We start from the raw sequence: 16,957 nt of genomic DNA, 5'->3' as shown, positions 1-16,957 counted from the left end.
AGCCTCGAACCCGAGCGCACCCTGCCCGGTGGTGTCGTCAAGCTCTCAGGGTACAACCCTCACAGATTCGTGGGCGAACCGGCAAGCTGCAATAGTGGCAAAACGCCCGGCGAAACGTACTCAAACTAATTGAACAGCCAGGTCAGGCGGCCTTTGACGGCGTTGTCGGAAACGTTGTCCGCATACTGGCCCGAGTAGGAGACACCGGCGGAGAGCTGGTCGCTGATCGCGAAGTCGAGGCCCGCGTCCAGCAACGCCGAGTTTTCCGCCAGCGGCACGCCCGACACGTCGAACCCTGTGCCCGTCGTAGCAAAAGCGAGCGACGCGCCCGGCGTAACGTCGTTGAAGGCATGGAGCCAAGCCACTTCCGTATGCGGGGTCACTTCCATATCGCCCCACATCACGGTCTTCGCGGCGCGAATACCCAGCGTCGTGTAGCCCACGTCTTGAGAGAAATTCGTGCCGTGCAAGGACGCTTCCGCCCCGCCCTTCTCGGTGAAGCCGCCACTCTCGACGGACACATAGGCGAGACCTGCAAAGGGCTCGAGATCGACGCCGTTCATTTGCGTCGGGTAGGCAACCTCGCCGAAGAGCTGGCCCGTGTCCGCGTCGTAACTTGCATTCTGACGTTCGTAGAAGCCCGGGAAGACAACGGCGCGCGATGTCTCGACTTCGCTCCAGGCCCACAGGCCGCCGCCGCGCAGCGCGAAGTCACCGGCCATGCCGCCGGCATAGCCGCCAAGATAGTAGCTCTGCACGTTCGCGGTGCTGTAACGCTGGTCGACGCTCACATCGGAGAAGGACGCACCCGTCGCCACACCGACGCGCCAGGTGTCATCGATGTTCGCATCCATACCGGAGATGAAGCCGCCGAGATTGCGATCGGCGGAGGCTGCGTTCTTGTTGCCGCCGAAGTCGCCCCAGGCGCCGAAGCCTTGGGTCCAGAAGGCCAGCGGCTGCGGCTGATCGACAAGCGTCTTGCCGTCGTAGTAGCCCGTCCCGCCGAGCATCATGTCTTGGTTGCCGTAACTGGCGACGAGCGGCCCGCTGGAGCCGAGTGCCCCGCCGCGGTGGTTCGCCTGCATAAGGCGGCCCATGACGGCGTCGCGCGCATAGCGGCTGTCGTCCACCAGCGTGCCTGCGACCGTCGCGTGGATCTCACCCGACAGCGCATTGAAGGCTTCGCGCGCGCCCTCCTCCGTCTGAGTCAGGACCGAGTAGAAGAGCGCATTGTCGGCCGGAAACGCATCGAGCGCCTCCGCCACATTGCATTGGTTCTTGGTCTCGGCGACCGAGCAAAAGCTGAGATAGCTGACGCCGCCCGTGCCGCTTCCGCCAGCGCCACTGCCGCTTCCCGTGGTCGGTACGACCGTCCGCAGGAGGGTCAGCACCACGTCGTTGCCGTCGCCGCCGTCATAGACGACGCTTGGTGTCAGGAACGCGTAGTTGGTTTCGAGCCGTGCGAACTTGCCGTTGACGGCGTCGGACCCGTCATTCTCGATGATCGTGTAGTTGGTGCGCGTCTTGTAGCTGCCCTTCTGGGCCAGAACGCGCAATGTCGCGCCCGTGAGGTTTACGGAGCCGTTGACGATGGCCGTGTCGTTTCGACCATCCGCGTTGACTTCGACTTCGAACACGGAGCCGCTGCGCAGGGTCAAGTCGCCGTTTATCGTCATGCTCCCGATCGAGTTGCCGAGCGAGATCGTGCCGCCGTTCGAAATCAGCTCACCGAACGTGCCGGTGCCCTTCAGCGTACCGCCGTTGAGCGTGAAGGTGTATGGCGTGGTGCCGTCGAAACTCCACGTGCCGCTGTCGATCTGATAAATCTCGAATTCCTGGAACTGCTTCGTCCGGTCGCCGGTGTCGATGTCGTCGAGATCGAATGTGCCGTGCCCCCCGCCTGCGAAGGCCAAGGTGTCTATGCCCGGACCCGCGAGGACCTTGCCGGTGACGGCCGCGGTCGGATGCAGCTCCATCCGGTCGTTGAACGCGTTGGTCTCGCTTCGATCGAACTTCGCCGCGCCGCCGGCACCGCCGCTCAGCGTGCCGCTGACGACAAGGTTCGTCCGGCCCCCCGAGGTCTCGATCGCGAAGTCGTCGGCATTCGTGCCGACGCTCGACACGGTGCTGCCGCTGCCGATGTCGACATTGATCGCGCCGCCGCCGCCATGGCCCAGATAGACGCCGTCCGTCGTCCCGGAGATATTTCCCGTCGTGTTCAGGGTGATCGCCTCCGAGCCGCTGCTGGTGGCGTAGAGACCTTCGCCGCCTAACCCCTCCACGGCGCCCGCGATATCCAAGGTCAACGCGCCTGCCCCTTCGTGAACGGTCCGCAGGCCCGTGGTGGCGCCGCGGACGCTCGATCCGGTTTGCGTCGCGATCATCGACGTTGTCCCGCTGTTCATGGCGGAAATGCCCTCTGCGGCGGTGCCCTCGATGTTGCCGGCGATATCAAGGTTCAGCGTGCCGCTGCCTCCGTTGTCCGCGGAGAGTCCGGTTTGTCCGCTCACGGTGGTTCCCGCGGCGGTCAGAACCGAAAGATCCGTGCCGGCCGTGTTCGACGCCTGAATGCCAGAACCGCTGGTCCCGCTGACGTCGCCCTGCGTGTCGATCGTCAAGGTACCGGTCCCGTAGTTCGTCGCGGCGATGCCTGCGCGCGCGCCAGTAACCGTATCCGTGGTCGTGACCGAAAGATCGGTGCCGTAGGTCTTGGCGGCGATGCCGTTGGAACTGGTGCCGGTGACCGTTCCGCCTGCGTCGATCGACAGGGAACCTGCACCTTCGCTGGCAGCATCGATGCCGGTCTCACCGCTGACGGAGCTCATCGTTTGCACGGTGAGCAGGCCCTTGCCGTGATTTGTGGCGCTGATGCCTGTCTGGCTCGCGGTCACGGCGCCTTTGGCAATGACGGTCAGGCTGTCCGAGTTTGCGTTCTCGTTGATGGCCTCGATCCCGTGAGCGCTTTGTCCGTCGACCGTTCCGCCGGTCTCGATCGTCGTCGATCCAAGACCGAAATTGCTGGCCTTGATGCCTGTGATGGCGCCCGAGATGGCATCCTCTGTAGTGATCGAAAGGTCAGTGCCGAAATTCGTCGCCGAAATGCCGTTGTACAGCGTGCCCGTGACCGGTCCGTGCGCGTCCACCGCGAGTGAACCGGCGCCGCGATTCACGGCTTCGATGCCGGTCTCGCCGGTGACGCCGGCGCTTGTGTCGATGCTCAGCAGGCCGGTTCCGTAATTGGTGGCGCTGATGCCGGTGCGCTTGGCCACTACCGTCTCTGTGGTGACGATCGAGAGCCCCCCGCCATTCGCATTTCTGTTGAGCGCGGTGATCGCGTTTCCGTTCGTGCCTTCGACTGCGCCGAGGGCGTCGATGCTCAGCGAACCCGTTCCGTAGTTGGTGGCGTCGATGCCGACCGCGCCGCTGAGCATTCCGTCCGTGCTGACGTCAACGCCGCCCGGCGTTGAGCCGTCGTTGCCGGTGGAGGACGCGGACAGTGCCGTCTCCAGCACTGAAGCAAGGGAGGATGCATTCGCGTCCGTATAGGAGATTTGGCCCTTGCCGGAGATCGAGAGCGCGCTCTGGTCGGTCGCGGAGACGCTGAAACCGGGGAGCGTGACGACTGTCGCATTGTCGGCGTCGATGGCCTGCTCCGCGCTGCCGCCGGAACATTCGAAGTTGGGGGCCGTGCCTGTGCAATCGGCATAGGCATGCTGGCTGCCGCCCGCGACCGCGGCCACGAGCAACGACAGCAGCACGGGTACCCGTGCTGACAGCTTGGACATTGTTTCCCCCTAGACCCCAAGCCGGCGCTGCTCCCTATGCAGTTGCCGGACATCCGCTCCTGGGACGATACGGACGGGCGCCGGCAAGACGAGCGCAAGTTGCATACAAGTTGAATCGAATGCGCCGAAGCGTGCCACCCTGGGACAGATCAGGCCTGCAGGGCGCTTTCGGCGGTCGAAGTCCTAACGACCGGTTACCGGGCCGGCTCGCCCTGTCGCTCGCGCACTGACGCCGATCGCGCGTTGTCATTCACGGCCGGGCGCTCTACTACGTTTGCGCTGATGCGCCGCGACTTTATCGGGCGCGCACGCAACACGGTTTGGCCGCGGAAGTTCCGGAAAGGGTGAACATGACCGATCGCGACGAGCAGCCAAGCGCTCAGGCCACTGCCGGAGCCGGGCAGGACGCCGCGACGGAAGAGCCAAAGGCGCCGGAGCAGCCACAGGTCAAATATTCGATGTCGCCGGGTTTTTCGGGGTTCCTCGGCAGCAACGGGATCGGGCTCGGGATCTCGTCCTATCAGTCGGGAAAGTTCTACCTGCTCGGCCAGAACACCGACGGCGGGCTCCTCGTCGACGAACGGTTCTTTCGCAAGGCCATGGGTATCGCCGTCCCCGACAAGGATACGATCCTGCTTGCGACGCTATTCCAGATCATCCGCTTCAAGAACGTTCTGGGGGCCCAACAGCAGATCAACAATCTGTATGACGCCTGCTATGTCCCGCGCGAACTGTTCGTAACGGGCGAGATCGACGCCCACGATGTCGGCCTGCTCAAGGACGGACGGATCGTGTTCGTCAACACGCTCTTCAATTGTCTGGCGACGCCGTCGTCGCGTCACAGCTTCACGCCGCTTTGGAAGCCGCCGTTCATTTCGAAGATCGTGAAGGAAGACCGCTGCCATCTGAACGGCCTCGCCATGGAGGACGGTGTCCCGCGCTACGTGACCGCGGTCAGCAAATCCGACACGATCGACGGCTGGCGCGACCGCCGCTATGACGGCGGCATCATCATCGACGTCGCCACGGGCGAGATCGTCATCGGCGGGCTTTCGATGCCGCACTCGCCGCGGATGTACAATGGCAAGCTCTATGTTCTGACTCGGGCACCGGCGAGCTGTGCTGGGTGGAGACCGCGGACAAGGCCGCCGACGCCAAACTTCACGTGGTCGCATTCTGCCCCGGCTTCGTGCGGGGCCTCGGCTTCCACGGCAAATACGCCTTCGTTGGTCTGTCCAAGCCGCGCTACGAGCGCTTCGAGGGTCTGGCGCTGGATAAGAAGCTTGCCGAAACGGACTCCGAACCGTGGTGCGGGGTGCAGGTCATCGACCTGGAAACGGGCGCGGTCGTGCACTGGTTCCGCATCGATGGCGCCATCGGCGAACTCTACGATGTCGCCGTGGTGGAAGGCGTCTTCCGGCCCATGTCGCTTGGATTTGCCTCCAACGAGATCTTGGGGCTCGTCACCCATGACGAACTCGACGAGGCGGCTTCGTTCTAACCGAACAGCCTAGCAACGTGCCCCGCAAACAAGCTGCCGGTATGGCCGCCAGTGCTTTAGGGGCCATGGTCGCCTTGAAGGGTTTCCTTTGTTGAGGAAAGCGCCTAGGGCGCCTCAATCGCTGGTAAACGGATCGTCATCGTCGTGCCCTTGCCGCGGCCCTTGCTCTCGGCGAACACCTCGCCGCCATGGGCCTCGGCAACGGTTCTGACTATCGCCAAGCCGAGCCCCGTGGACGTTTCGCCCCCCGTGGGGCGCGCCGACAAGGTGTGGAACGGTTTGAAGGCATTGCCGAGATCTTCTGCGGTCATGCCCTGCCCCAAGTCGGCAACGACGATTTCAGCCTGAGCCTCACCGAGCCTTCGCGTGACAATAGTGACCTCGCTGCCTACGGGCGAGTACTTGATGGCGTTGCTGATGAGATTACCAATCGCCTCCACGAGCCGGTCTTCGTCGCCCTCTACTCTCACCTGATCGTCGAGATAGGACTGCAACGCGATCGACTTGGCTGACGCGTGCGCCTGATGGATTTGAATGGCGGACTCGGCCGCCCTGCTCAGCGCAACATTCGCGGTCGTCAGAGAAATCTCCATGCTTTCCTTGCGGGCCGCATCGAGCAGGCTTTCAATCATACGGTTCATCCGATCGCTGGAGGCGTGCACCGACTCCAGCGACTTCACCAATCCGCGGGTAGTCTTGTCATCATAGATATCTTTTTCGGCATCGATCAGCGCCTGCATCAAATCCGCCCGTGCGACGATCGCCGAAAGCGGGTTGCGCAGATCGTGCGCGACCATGCCCAAGACCTTCGACATGAAATTGCTGCGCTGATTGGACATCGCGTATTGCTTTTCCAGGCGCGCGATGAGTTCGTTGCGCTCTTCGTCCTGGGCTATGCGGTTGAGTTCCGACTCCGCACGGCGGCCGAAGATTTGCACAATGCCTTCGACACGCTCCGTCTCCGTCAGGGCTTCCTCGGACAGCACCGCGAAGTGACCCACCACTTCTCTTGAGCGATCACGCAAGGGAACACCGCAATAGCTTCTCAAGCGCTCAGATTCTTTCGGAAAACGGACCGAGAGCTGATCAGGCACGACGAGGGTCTGTCCCTCGTAGACCAATTTGCACGGCGTCCCTTCCAGATCGTACTCGATCGGGACACCCTTCTCCCCGTCACGCCAGCTGAAGATCGCGCGCGCACGCGACGGCGGCCTGCCAAGGCCCAGCGTAATCAGGGCGAGGCTGACGGGCATGACCTCGTGAAGGTGGTGGACGAGAGCGACAAGAAACTCGTTGCCTATGACTCCAGCAGTGCTGACGGCCAGGCTGTAGACAGCGTCGCGGTCGATTCCCATTGCTCAAGCCCAGCTTCCATGTGCGCGCCAATATTGCCGCGAAGTGGCAGCGACGCGCAAGCGGCGGGACGAGTTGTCCTCGTGGAGCTACGACGCCGCTTCTTCCGGTACCTTGGCGTCCGCCTCCGGCTCGGCGAGCGCCGCGTCCACAACCTCGCGATAGCCGTGGGCGTCGATGAAGGGTTTCAGCCGATCGGCGATGCGCTTGGTGAGGTCCTTCGGCATCTTGTAGCTGGAGACCTTGTGGTCCGACCGGTCGGCAAGAAACGCGCGCATCGGGCCTTCCGCTTCATCGAAGCTCTCTAGGCGGAGCTTTTGGTAGATGTCCCGCATCGAGCCGATAGGGTTCTTCACGAGATCCTCGTAGCGGATTTCGTAGAGGTTCTCCTTCGGGATCAGATGCTTGTCGCGCTCATAGACCGTCGTGACACGCTCCATGAGGTCCAAGACATAGTCGTCGAGCCACTCGTCGCACTGAGGCGGGTTGTGCAGGCCTTGCGCCGAATAGAGTGCGCGCCACAGCTTGACCGTGGACGGAAACACTTTCAGCGGGCTGCGCGAGATGTGTACCCAGCGCGCGTCCGGGAACAGCTTGGTCAGCAGCTTGATCCGCGCGGTGTTCGGAGGCGTCTTCATGACCAGCGTCTTGCCGTGCTTCACCATCAGACGCCGGTAGAACCACATATAGGCGTCCGCCCAGCGCTGGACCTCCGCCTCGGGCACGCCGTCGAAGTCGATGAAGTCGGTGTCCTGGGGCCCGAGCCGCGGCCAAGCCATCGTGATCAGGGGCGAGCCCTGCCCCAGCATCAGCATCGCGAACTCTTCCTCCTGAGGCCGGTCGAAGCCCACCGGCACGTCGTCCTGCGGCCGGCGCTTGGGCAGGAGGCCCTTCGCTAAGTGGTCGAGCGTGCCTTCCGTCAGCAAGAAGTGATGCGGGACGAAGCACTCATAGGTCGTCGGAAATGCGAGGTTCGGGTCTTCCGAGAAGAGATCGTGCATCAGCGTGGTGCCGCTGCGCCAATGGCCGACGACGAAGATCGGCGGCGTGTCCAATTTCAGGCTCTCGGCCTTCTTCTTGTAGATGGCCTCGGAGATCCAGGTGAGCGGCGTGTTCCACGGCACGAACAGGAAGAGCGCCAGCGTGTCCGGGATGCAATTCAGCGTGAAGGAGAAGCGGCCGCGCCAGAACAGCCGCATCAGCGTCATGAAGCGCATGCCGAACCACATATAAAGCAACCGGCCGCCATAACGCTCGACGGTCAGCCCCATCTTTTTCTTCTTGTGCCGTTTGCGGCGCTTGTTGTCGTCGCCGTCCTCGGACGGCATGACTCGTAGTCTGGCAAAGCTTCTCGTCTCCTAAAGGGATGAATAGGGGCGTCCTAGACGCGATTTCCGCCCAAGGGAACCCCCCTTGGGGCCGCAGAGCCCGGGGGACAGAGCCGCCGGGCTAGTCCTCGAGCGCGGATTTCACGGTCGCCGCCAGCGTTTTGAGATCGAAGGGCTTCTGCAGGAACCCGAACTCCTCGTTCTCGTCGAGATTCCGCTTGAACGCGTCTTCGGCGTATCCCGACATGAAGATGATCTTGATGTCCGGGTCTCTCTGGCGAATCTCCTTGAGGAGCGTCGGGCCGTCCATTTCGGGCATCACCACGTCGCTCACCACGAGGTCCACCTTGCCTTCGTGCTCCTCGAAGACTTCCAGCGCCTCGGCGCCGGTCGAAGCCTCCAACACTTCGTAGCCGCGGGTGCCGAGCGCCCGGGCCGCGAAGCTGCGCACGGCGTCCTCGTCCTCGACGAGCAGCAGCGTGCCGCGGCCCGTCAGATCCTTGGGCTTCTCGGGCTTGCGTTCCAGCTTGACCGGCTCCTGGTCGACCTCGGCGGCGCCTTCCGCGTGGCGCGGAAGGTAGACGCGCATGGCCGTGCCCTTCCCGACCTCGCTGTCGACATACACATAGCCGCCGGTTTGCTTGATGATGCCGTAGACGGTAGAAAGTCCGAGCCCGGTACCGCGGCCGATCTCCTTGGTGGAGAAGAACGGCTCGAAGATCTTCTGCTTGACCTCCTCGCTCATGCCGGTGCCGGTGTCCCGGACCTCGATCATCACGTACTCACCCGGCGGCATATGGCTGCCCCCGGCCTCACGCGACTGGGCTTCGTCTACGTTCGCCGTCCGGATCGCCAGCTTGCCGCCGTCGGGCATGGCGTCGCGCGCGTTCACCGCAAGATTGATGATGACTTGTTCGAACTGATGCAGGTCCGCTTTGACAGGCCAGAGGTCGCCGGCCGTATCCAGGCTGAGTTCGACGTTCTCGCCCAACAGACGGTCGAGCAGAATGGAAAGGTCCGAGAGCACGTCGCCCAGCTGCAGCACTTGCGGACGCAGCGTCTGCTGCCGCGAGAAGGCGAGCAATTGACGAACGAGACCGGCGGCCCGGTTCGCATTCTGCTTGATGTTCATGATGTCCTGAAAGGCCGGGTCGGTCGGCCGGTGGTTCAGGAGCAGGAAGTCGGAAAAGCCGATGATCGCCGTCAGCATATTGTTGAAGTCATGCGCGATACCGCCGGCGAGTTGCCCCACCGCCTGCATCTTCTGGCTCTGCGCGAATTGCGCTTCGAGCGCGCGCTGCTCGGTCGTGTCCAGCGCATAGGCGATCACCGCTTCGCTCTTGTCGTCCTTGTCGGAGATGGCGCTGAGATAGATGCGGCCGCTCCGTGGTTCGGGACCGGCAAACGTCACGTCGATCGCATCGATCAGGCCCTGGCCCGCAATGGCGGCCTCCAGCGCCTTGTGCAACGCCTGTCGGTTCGCGCCGTCGACAAGGTCCTCGAGCTTCGTCTTGCCGGGATCGGCGTCCGCGTCGGTGCCGAACAGCCGCGAGAAAGCGGCATTGGTGCCGCTGACGGCGCCCTCCGCATCCACTGTGGCAATGGCAAACGGCGAGGACTGGAACATCCGAGTGAAGCGCAGCTCGGCCGTGCCCGCTTCCTGGGCTTCGCCCGGTCCCCGGCTGAGAATGAGGATATGGGCGAGTTGATTGCCCCGCGGCAGACGGTGCAGCACCCGGACGGGCATCGTGGTGCCGTCGGTCCGGAGGAGATCGATGTCGAAGCGCCGGACGCCGCTCTGGGCCGTGCCTTGCGGGTCCCCGCGGCCCGCGCCGGCCAGGAGCGCGGCGTTGTCCTGAGACATGATGTCGGAGATCTTCGGCGGCGTGGAGGCAATGTCGGTCAGGTCGAGCTTGAGCCACTGCGCAAGCGTTGCGTTGAGATACTCGATGCGGCCGTCCGCGTCCGCCGTGAAGAAGCCGGCCGGGGCGTTGTCGAGATAGTCGATGGCCGCCTGAACCTTTGCAAAGCTCGACTCCTCGCGCACCCGATCCTGCGTCACCTCGTCGACCTGCCAGACCGTGAGTTGACCCTTCCGGCCTGAGTTTGCCTCCGGCGGCATGGGCTGCACCGAAATCCGGAACCAGCGGGGCTCGACGGCGGATTCGTCCTCGACCTCGCCGGGCGGCGGCAGTCGGAATTCTTCTTTGCGCGAGCGTCCCTGCTGCGCCGCGCGCGCCAGCCGGAAGATCGGCTCGGCCAGATAGGGGTTGCCGCCAAAGGCGCGATCGGGTGCGGGAACCGGCGCCTCTGCGTCGAGGCCGAGAAGCTCGCGATAGGCCTGGTTTGCGTAGAACACACGCCCCGAGCGTCGCCGATGAGCGCGCCATGAGGCAGGTTGTCGACGAAGGCCTTGGTCAGATCGTTGCGCTCGTGACGCTGGCCGAAATGCAGGATCCCGACGGCGCCGGCGAACAGGCAGAACACGCCCACGACGGCCAGCGCCGCAAGGATCGCGAGCACGAAGGGCTCGGCGACTTCGCGGCTGAGCATGGCCAGACCGACGGCGGCGACGGCAAGCGCCAGCGCCAGCAGCACCACGAGCGTAATACTGCCGTCGCGGCTGGTCCGGTCCGTCATGGGTTCAGCGTAGCGCATAGGCGCATCGATATCCGACATGGCATGAGAAAGTATCCGATTCGACTTGGCTTGACCGGAGATTGTCACGAAGGCCCAGTGCCAATCCGCGCTCAAGGAATGAACTAGGTTTCAACATGCAGCAATCGGGCTAAGGTGCGGTAAAGTTTGGCTTTCGTATGGAGCCAGCCGCAGGGAGCGACGGCCATGGATTTCGACGTCAACACCGCCATACTGGGCATTGCGGCATTCCTCTTCATCGTCGCCCTGATCGTGCTGACGGTTTGGGCGTTCAAAGCCATTTTCGGCCAGGGAGAGGCCGGGATCACCAAGAAGGGGCGCGAGCGGCGGCTGTCCGTGGTGGAAACGGCCCAGGTCGACCCGAACCGCAAGCTGTGTCTCGTGCGGCGGGATGACGTGGAGCACCTTCTGATCATCGGCGGACCGGTCGATCTCGTCGTCGAAACGGGAATCAAAGGCCGTCCCGCGCCACTCCAGCCCCCCCATGGCGACGTGGTGATCGCAAAAACCACCCCAAGACCAGCACCCAAAATGAGCCAACCCTAGGGCCCGAAAGGACATTTCCTGTTGACTGTTGCTTATGTGCAACGGCGGGTTTTCCTTGAGGTCCCCCCGCACTTGCGTTAGCGTTAATACACGGTCTCACGGCGGCCCACCCGGGCAAGCGGATTTAGCAACCGCCGGTAACTTTGTTCGCTAACCGTGAGGACGCCGGCAGTTCCCTGCTAATGGTCCGACACCGACTGGCCATGCCAGTCTTGTCAGTCCCCCAAACACTCTCCACTCCCCGCCTCAAGCGGGGAGTTTTTTTGTGCGTGTTGACGCAGTCATACCCGGCTGGAATTCTCGGGCCATGACCGTGCGCGACAGTTTGGCTTGGGCCGCCCTGATGGCGGCGGTCGTCCTCCTGGGGGCCTCGATGAGCACCGCCGGCGCGCCAAAGAGCACGATGCCCGACAGCTTCGTGTATCTGCGCGACGTGGACCCCACCATCCAACAAGACATGCGCTATGCGGGCAGCGACAACTTCACCGGGCGCCCCGTGCCCGGCTACGACGCGCCGGAATGCATTCTGGTGCGCGATGCGGCCGAAGCGCTGAAGGCGGCACAGGGCGATCTGCAGCCGCTTGGATACTCTCTCAAAGTCTACGATTGCTATCGACCGGCGCAGGCGGTGGCCGCGTTCGTGGCGTGGTCGTCGGAACCGGACGATCCGGAGGCGAAGCGGACGCATTATCCGAATCTGTCGAAGAAAGACCTGTTCCCGAACTACATCGCCACGCGATCCGGTCACTCGCGCGGAGCGACCCTCGATGTCACCATCGTGCCGATGAGTTCCACGCCTTCGCCCGCCGAAGCCGATCCCGACAAACCCGAGGCTTGCACGGAAGGCGATCCCGCCGACAACGGGCTCGACATGGGCACGGGCTTCGACTGTTTCGACACCAAGGCCAATACGGTCACCAAGGGCCTCACGCCGGAAGAGGAGAAGAACCGGGAGCTCCTTCTGGACGTCATGAGCCGCCACGGCTTTCAGAACTACCCGAAGGAGATCTGGCACTTCACGTTCCAGCCGGAGCCCTTCCCCGACACCTATTTCGATTTCCCAGTCTTGCCGCGTCCCGGAAGCGGGCCGGACACGCTGGACGGCACGTGAGCAATTCGCCCCAGACCGGGATCGTCGAGACGTCCATCCCAGGGCGCCTCGACCGCCTGCGCTGGGGCCGCTTTCATACGCTGATCGTTGTCGCTCTCGGCATCACCTGGGTCCTCGACGGCCTCGAAGTGACGGTCGCCGGCGCCGTTGCCGGCGCGCTGAAAGAAAGCCCGGTTCTTCAACTCAGCAATGCGGAGGTCGGCCTCGCCTCCAGCTTCTACCTGGCGGGGGCCGTGCTCGGCGCGGTTCTGTTCGGCTGGCTCACCGACCGGCTGGGCCGCAAGCGGCTCTTCGTGATCACCCTCGGCGTCTATCTCGTCGCCACGGCGGCCACCGCCTTCTCCTGGAACTTCGCCAGCTTCGCACTCTTTCGGTTCCTCACGGGCGCAGGGATCGGCGGCGAGTACACGGCCATTGCCTCGGCCATCCAGGAATTCATCCCGGCGCGCTATCGGGGCCATACGGACCTTGCCATCAACGGCAGCTTTTGGATCGGGGCGGGTGCCGGCGCCGCCGGGTCGATCGTGCTGCTAGACCCCGCGTTTCTGCCGCCGGACATCGGCTGGCGTGCCGCGTTCTTTATCGGGTCGGTCCTAGGTCTCGGAATTCTGGTCATCCGCCGCTGGGTTCCGGAGTCGCCACGCTGGCTGATGACCCATGGCCGCGCGGACGAAGCACACGACATCATCGACCAGATCGAGGACCATCACCGCAATCGCGGCCACCACGTGCCGGACCGTGAAGAGCCTGCCATTCGCATCCAGACCCGGAGCCACACGCCCCTGCGCGAAGTCTGGTATGCGTTGTTCGATCTCCACCGGCAGCGCACGCTTGTGGGCCTCACCCTCATGGCTTCCCAGGCGTTCTTCTACAATGCGATCTTCTTCACCTATGCGCTGGTCCTGACCGACTTCTATGGGATCGATGCCAGCCAGGTTGGCTGGTACCTCCTCCCCTTCGCGGCGGGAAATTTCCTCGGACCTTTGATTCTGGGGCGCCTCTTCGACACGGTCGGCCGCCGGCCCATGATCGCCCTCACCTACGCGATCTCGGGACTGCTGCTCGCGCTGACCGGCGCGCTCTTCGCCGCGGGCGTGCTGTCGGCCGCATGGCAAACGTTTGCCTGGACGGTGATCTTCTTCTTCGGCTCCGCGGCCGCGAGCTCGGCCTATCTCACGGTCAGCGAGACATTCCCGCTGGAAGTCCGCGCGCTGGCGATCGCGTTCTTCTATGCGGTGGGCACGGGCGTCGGCGGCATCGGCGCGCCGTTCCTCTTCGGTGCGCTGATCGACACCGGGTCGCGCTTCAGCCTGTTCGGCGGCTACCTATTTGGGGCCGGATTGATGCTCGCAGCGGCGGTCATCGTCGCGCGCTACGGGGTCGACGCCGAACGGAAGCCGCTCGAAAGCGTGGCCGCGCCATTGTCTGCGGTGTGAGAGCTTACTCGTCGCGGTAGACGCGCTCGCGGCGTTCGTGCCGCTCCTGCGCTTCGACGCTCAAGGTCGCGATCGGACGCGCATCGAGGCGCTTGAGGCTGATTGGCTCGCCCGTCTCTTCGCAGTAGCCGTAGGTGCCGTCGTCGATGCGCGCGAGCGCCTCGTCGATCTTCGCGATCAGCTTGCGCTGCCGGTCGCGCGCGCGCAATTCAAGCGCACGTTCGGACTCCGACGTCGCCCGGTCGGCGATGTCGGCGTGCTGTTCGGAGTCGTTCTGCAAGTGCTCCAGAGTCTCTTTGGTCGAGCGCAGAATCTCATCGCGCCAGTCCAGGAGCTTCCGCCGAAAATAGGCCCGTTGCAGATCGTTCATGAACGGTTCGTCTTCCGACGGCGTGTAGTCCTCGGGGAGAGTTTTGCTCTTTTTCGCAGTCGCCATCAGAGACATTCCAAACGCGTTCCGTTCTTGTTGGCTCGGTGCCTGCACCGGCGTTCACTCGCCGTATCGGCACCCCCCGTCGGACAGCCCCGTATTTACGGAACCGCGTTGGCAAGTCAAGACGCAGTCGCTGTTGACAGACACAGAAATTGATGAGCCATGCGCTCTTGCCTGGTCGTCACGCAGACAAAGCACCATGTACACTTCATCCGCACATTTGTTGTGCAGCGCGAACCCGCGCGATACCAAATATCCCGGCCCCTGCCACATTCTCCAAAAGCGGCCGCAGGTGTGGTCGGGCGGGGGTAGCGAGGAAAGGACAGAGCTGTAGCGTGCCACTCTCGACCTATACCGACGCCGCCGGCGATGCCGTCCGCAATATCGGCGACTATGCATCGAACTTGGTAACCCCGACCATCCGTCTCGGCGTGACGGGTTTGGCGCGATCCGGCAAGACAGTCTTCATCTCCGCGCTGGTGCACAATCTCATGTCGGGTGGTCGCCTGCCCTTTTTCGATCCCGCGGCAGAGGGCCGTCTCTTGCGCGCCTATCTCGAACCGCAGCCGGACGAGATCGTCCCGCGTTTCGAATACGAGAAGCACTTGGCCGACCTGACGGCGAGCCCGCCGGAATGGCCAGAGAGCACGCGCCGCATCAGTCAACTCCGGCTCACGCTCGAATACGAATCCGCCAAGTTTTGGAAACGTCAGCTCGGCCGCGAGCGGCTGCATATCGACATTGTCGACTATCCGGGCGAATGGCTGCTCGACCTGCCGCTTCTCGATCTCAGTTACGAAGACTGGTCGCGGGATGCGGTAACGCGCACCTACGATGCCGCCCGCAACCCGGCGGCGAAAGCTTGGCAAGAGGCTCTCGCGCAGACCGATCCCGCGGGCCCCGCGGACGAGGCTCACGCCGCAACCTTGTCCGATTTGTTCAAGGCGTATCTGCATGGGGCCCGCGCCGATCAGTATGCCCTGTCGACCATGCCACCCGGGCGCTTCCTCATGCCTGGCGATCTCGAAGGCTCGCCTGCGCTGACCTTCGCGCCGCTCGATGCGAAGACCGAGACCGGCTTCTCACGGGATACACTATGGTCCCTGATGGAGCGGCGCTTCGAAGCCTATAAGCGCCATGTCATCAGGCCCTTCTTCCGCGATCACTTCGCACGGCTCGACCGGCAGATCGTTTTGATCGACGTGCTTTCGGCACTCAATGGCGGACCGGCGGCGATGACGGATCTTGAGCGGGCCATGCGCGAGATTTTGGAGTGCTACCGCACGGGGTCGAACAGCCTGTGGTCGAGCCTGTTCTCCCCGCGCATCGACCGCATTGTTCTGGCCGCAACCAAGGCGGATCGCCTGCATCATGAGAGTCACGACCGGCTCGAAGCGATCCTGTCGCTCCTCGCCAAGAAGGCGATCGAGAAGGCGCAGCATCACGGCTCCGACGTCAAAGTGCTGGCGATGGCGGCGATCCGCGCGACGCGCGAGGCCGAAGCCAAGAAGGACGGCGAGACGCTGCCCTGCATTGTCGGCTATCCGCTGCCCGGGGAGAAAATTGGCCACCGCACATTCGACGGCTCCGAAGCCTTCGCGATCTTTCCGGGCGACCTCCCGGCCGATCCGCAGGAGCCATGTCGGGCTGGAAGACCGGCGACGCCGACATGCGCTTCGTGCGCTTCCGGCCGCCGGACCCGCAGCCTCTGCCCGCGGGCGGCTTCGCGCCCTTCCCGAATATCAGGCTGGACCGCGCCATGCAGGTGCTTCTCGGAGACCGCCTGACATGACCAAACCAGCATCCGGCAAGACCACATCGAACGGGGCCACCACGTCACGGCGCAAACCTGCCTCGTTCCGGGTGGAGGATGTGGAGATCGTCATGGCGCCCGAGCCGGAACCGTTGCCCGGTACGCCGGAGACGGAGGCGGAGGTCGCGGGGCTGCCGAAGCTCGAGCGAGGCCTGCGCTGGGGCAGCATCTTCATCGGCGCGCTCGGGAGCCTGATCGGCCTCCTCGCGTCCCTGTGGCTGTACGACTATGTCCTCGCCTTGATCGCGCGCGACGACTGGATCGGCTGGGTCGCCGTCGTGCTGCTCGCCCTCGTCTTGCTCGCGCTGCTGATGATCATCCTGCGCGAGCTCGCCGGCCTCATGCGCCTCGGTCGCTCGACAAGATTCGTCACGAGGCGGACAGCGCGGCCCGCCAAGACGACAAGCCGCTCGCCGTCGACGTGACCCGGCGCCTGAAGCGCTTCTATCGCGGCCGCGACGACCTCGCCTGGGGCATGCAGCGTCTCGCCGAGCATGAGAACGACATCATGAACGCCGAGGAGCTCTTGCGTCTCAGCGAGCGCACGCTGGTCGCGCCGCTCGATCCGGTCGCGCGCAGCATCGTGGCCTCGTCCGCGAAGCGCGTCTCGGTCGTGACCGCGGTCAGCCCCAATGCGCTCGTCGACATGATGTTCGTCGCCGCGCAGAACCTGCGCATGTTGCGGAAGCTCGCGACGCTCTATGGGGCGCGGCCCGGTTTCTTCTCGTTGATGAAGCTCGCCCGCATGGTGGTCACCCACATCGTGCTGACGGGCGGCATCGCCCTCGGCGACGATGTCATTCAGCAACTCGTCGGGCACGGGCTCACCGCGCGGCTATCGCGAAAACTCGGCGAGGGTGTTTTCAACGGAGCGCTCACGACGCGGATCGGGATCGCCACGATCGATGTCTGCCGTCCCCTGCCCTATATCGAGCAGCAGCGGCCGCGTTTCCGCGAACTGGTGGCGGAAGTGGCCGGGCTCAACTAAGCCCG

Annotated in this window: 11 protein-coding genes and 2 pseudogenes; 8 read left to right on the top strand and 5 right to left on the bottom strand. The window is 63.9% G+C overall.

Annotated features, from left to right (window positions below; genetic code table 11):
* Positions 1-125 precede the first annotated feature (125 nt).
* Positions 126-3,785 carry an autotransporter domain-containing protein gene (locus AUC70_RS13030; protein ID WP_069445253.1) on the bottom strand — a complete coding sequence of 1,220 codons (3,660 nt, stop codon included), beginning with the start codon at positions 3,783-3,785 and terminating at the stop codon, positions 126-128.
* Positions 3,786-4,135: 350 nt separating this feature from the next.
* Here AUC70_RS13030 and AUC70_RS18940 point away from each other — a divergent pair.
* Positions 4,136-5,286 (top strand): annotated as a pseudogene (locus tag AUC70_RS18940) (TIGR03032 family protein).
* Between the two features lie 104 nt (positions 5,287-5,390).
* Here AUC70_RS18940 and AUC70_RS13020 read toward each other — a convergent pair.
* The 3 genes from AUC70_RS13020 to cckA form a co-directional block, all read right to left on the bottom strand.
* Positions 5,391-6,641: a sensor histidine kinase gene (locus AUC70_RS13020; protein ID WP_069445252.1), complete on the bottom strand. Its 1,251-nt coding sequence runs from the start codon at positions 6,639-6,641 to the stop codon at positions 5,391-5,393.
* An 87-nt stretch (positions 6,642-6,728) separates the two neighbouring features.
* On the bottom strand, positions 6,729-7,967 hold the full coding sequence (locus tag AUC70_RS13015; RefSeq protein ID WP_069445251.1) for a sulfotransferase family protein: 1,239 nt from the start codon (positions 7,965-7,967) through the stop codon (positions 6,729-6,731).
* Between the two features lie 121 nt (positions 7,968-8,088).
* Positions 8,089-10,326, bottom strand: coding sequence for a cell cycle histidine kinase CckA (gene cckA, locus AUC70_RS13010; RefSeq protein WP_342022371.1), 2,238 nt, complete (start codon positions 10,324-10,326; stop codon positions 8,089-8,091).
* Positions 10,327-10,355: 29 nt separating this feature from the next.
* On the opposite strand from cckA, the gene AUC70_RS18645 reads away from it, so the two are divergent.
* The 4 genes from AUC70_RS18645 (at position 10,356) to AUC70_RS12995 (ending at position 13,718) form a co-directional block, all read left to right on the top strand.
* On the top strand, positions 10,356-10,733 hold the full coding sequence (locus tag AUC70_RS18645; protein WP_342022369.1) for a hypothetical protein: 378 nt from the start codon (positions 10,356-10,358) through the stop codon (positions 10,731-10,733).
* A 78-nt stretch (positions 10,734-10,811) separates the two neighbouring features.
* Positions 10,812-11,171 (top strand): flagellar biosynthetic protein FliO, encoded by a 360-nt coding sequence (locus AUC70_RS13005; RefSeq protein WP_069445250.1) that lies wholly within the window; start codon positions 10,812-10,814, stop codon positions 11,169-11,171.
* 265 nt (positions 11,172-11,436) lie between these two features.
* On the top strand, positions 11,437-12,282 hold the full coding sequence (locus AUC70_RS16865; RefSeq protein WP_244505624.1) for a M15 family metallopeptidase: 846 nt from the start codon (positions 11,437-11,439) through the stop codon (positions 12,280-12,282).
* On the top strand, positions 12,279-13,718 hold the full coding sequence (locus AUC70_RS12995) for an MFS transporter (RefSeq protein WP_069445249.1): 1,440 nt from the start codon (positions 12,279-12,281) through the stop codon (positions 13,716-13,718). Before AUC70_RS16865 ends, AUC70_RS12995 begins: the two co-directional genes overlap by 4 nt.
* Positions 13,719-13,722: 4 nt before the next feature.
* Here AUC70_RS12995 and dksA read toward each other — a convergent pair whose 3' ends face one another.
* Positions 13,723-14,154 (bottom strand): RNA polymerase-binding protein DksA, encoded by a 432-nt coding sequence (gene dksA, locus AUC70_RS12990; RefSeq protein ID WP_069445248.1) that lies wholly within the window; start codon positions 14,152-14,154, stop codon positions 13,723-13,725.
* A gap of 332 nt (positions 14,155-14,486) precedes the next feature.
* Between dksA and AUC70_RS12985 the strand changes: the two are divergent.
* From AUC70_RS12985 to AUC70_RS17220, 3 genes and pseudogenes are all read left to right on the top strand, one after another.
* Positions 14,487-15,943 (top strand): annotated as a pseudogene (locus AUC70_RS12985) (YcjX family GTP-binding protein).
* On the top strand, positions 15,940-16,389 hold the full coding sequence (locus AUC70_RS17225; protein ID WP_158007453.1) for a hypothetical protein: 450 nt from the start codon (positions 15,940-15,942) through the stop codon (positions 16,387-16,389). Before AUC70_RS12985 ends, AUC70_RS17225 begins: the two are co-directional and overlap by 4 nt.
* Positions 16,329-16,952: a YcjF family protein gene (locus tag AUC70_RS17220; RefSeq protein ID WP_244505646.1), complete on the top strand. Its 624-nt coding sequence runs from the start codon at positions 16,329-16,331 to the stop codon at positions 16,950-16,952. The genes AUC70_RS17225 and AUC70_RS17220 overlap by 61 nt, the downstream gene beginning before the upstream one ends.
* Positions 16,953-16,957 lie beyond the last annotated feature (5 nt).

It is taken from the genome of Methyloceanibacter stevinii (assembly GCF_001723355.1).
Classification (GTDB): domain Bacteria; phylum Pseudomonadota; class Alphaproteobacteria; order Rhizobiales; family Methyloligellaceae; genus Methyloceanibacter; species Methyloceanibacter stevinii.
Note: the sequence above shows the minus strand (reverse complement) of the source record. Positions and strands in the feature narration are given on the sequence as shown.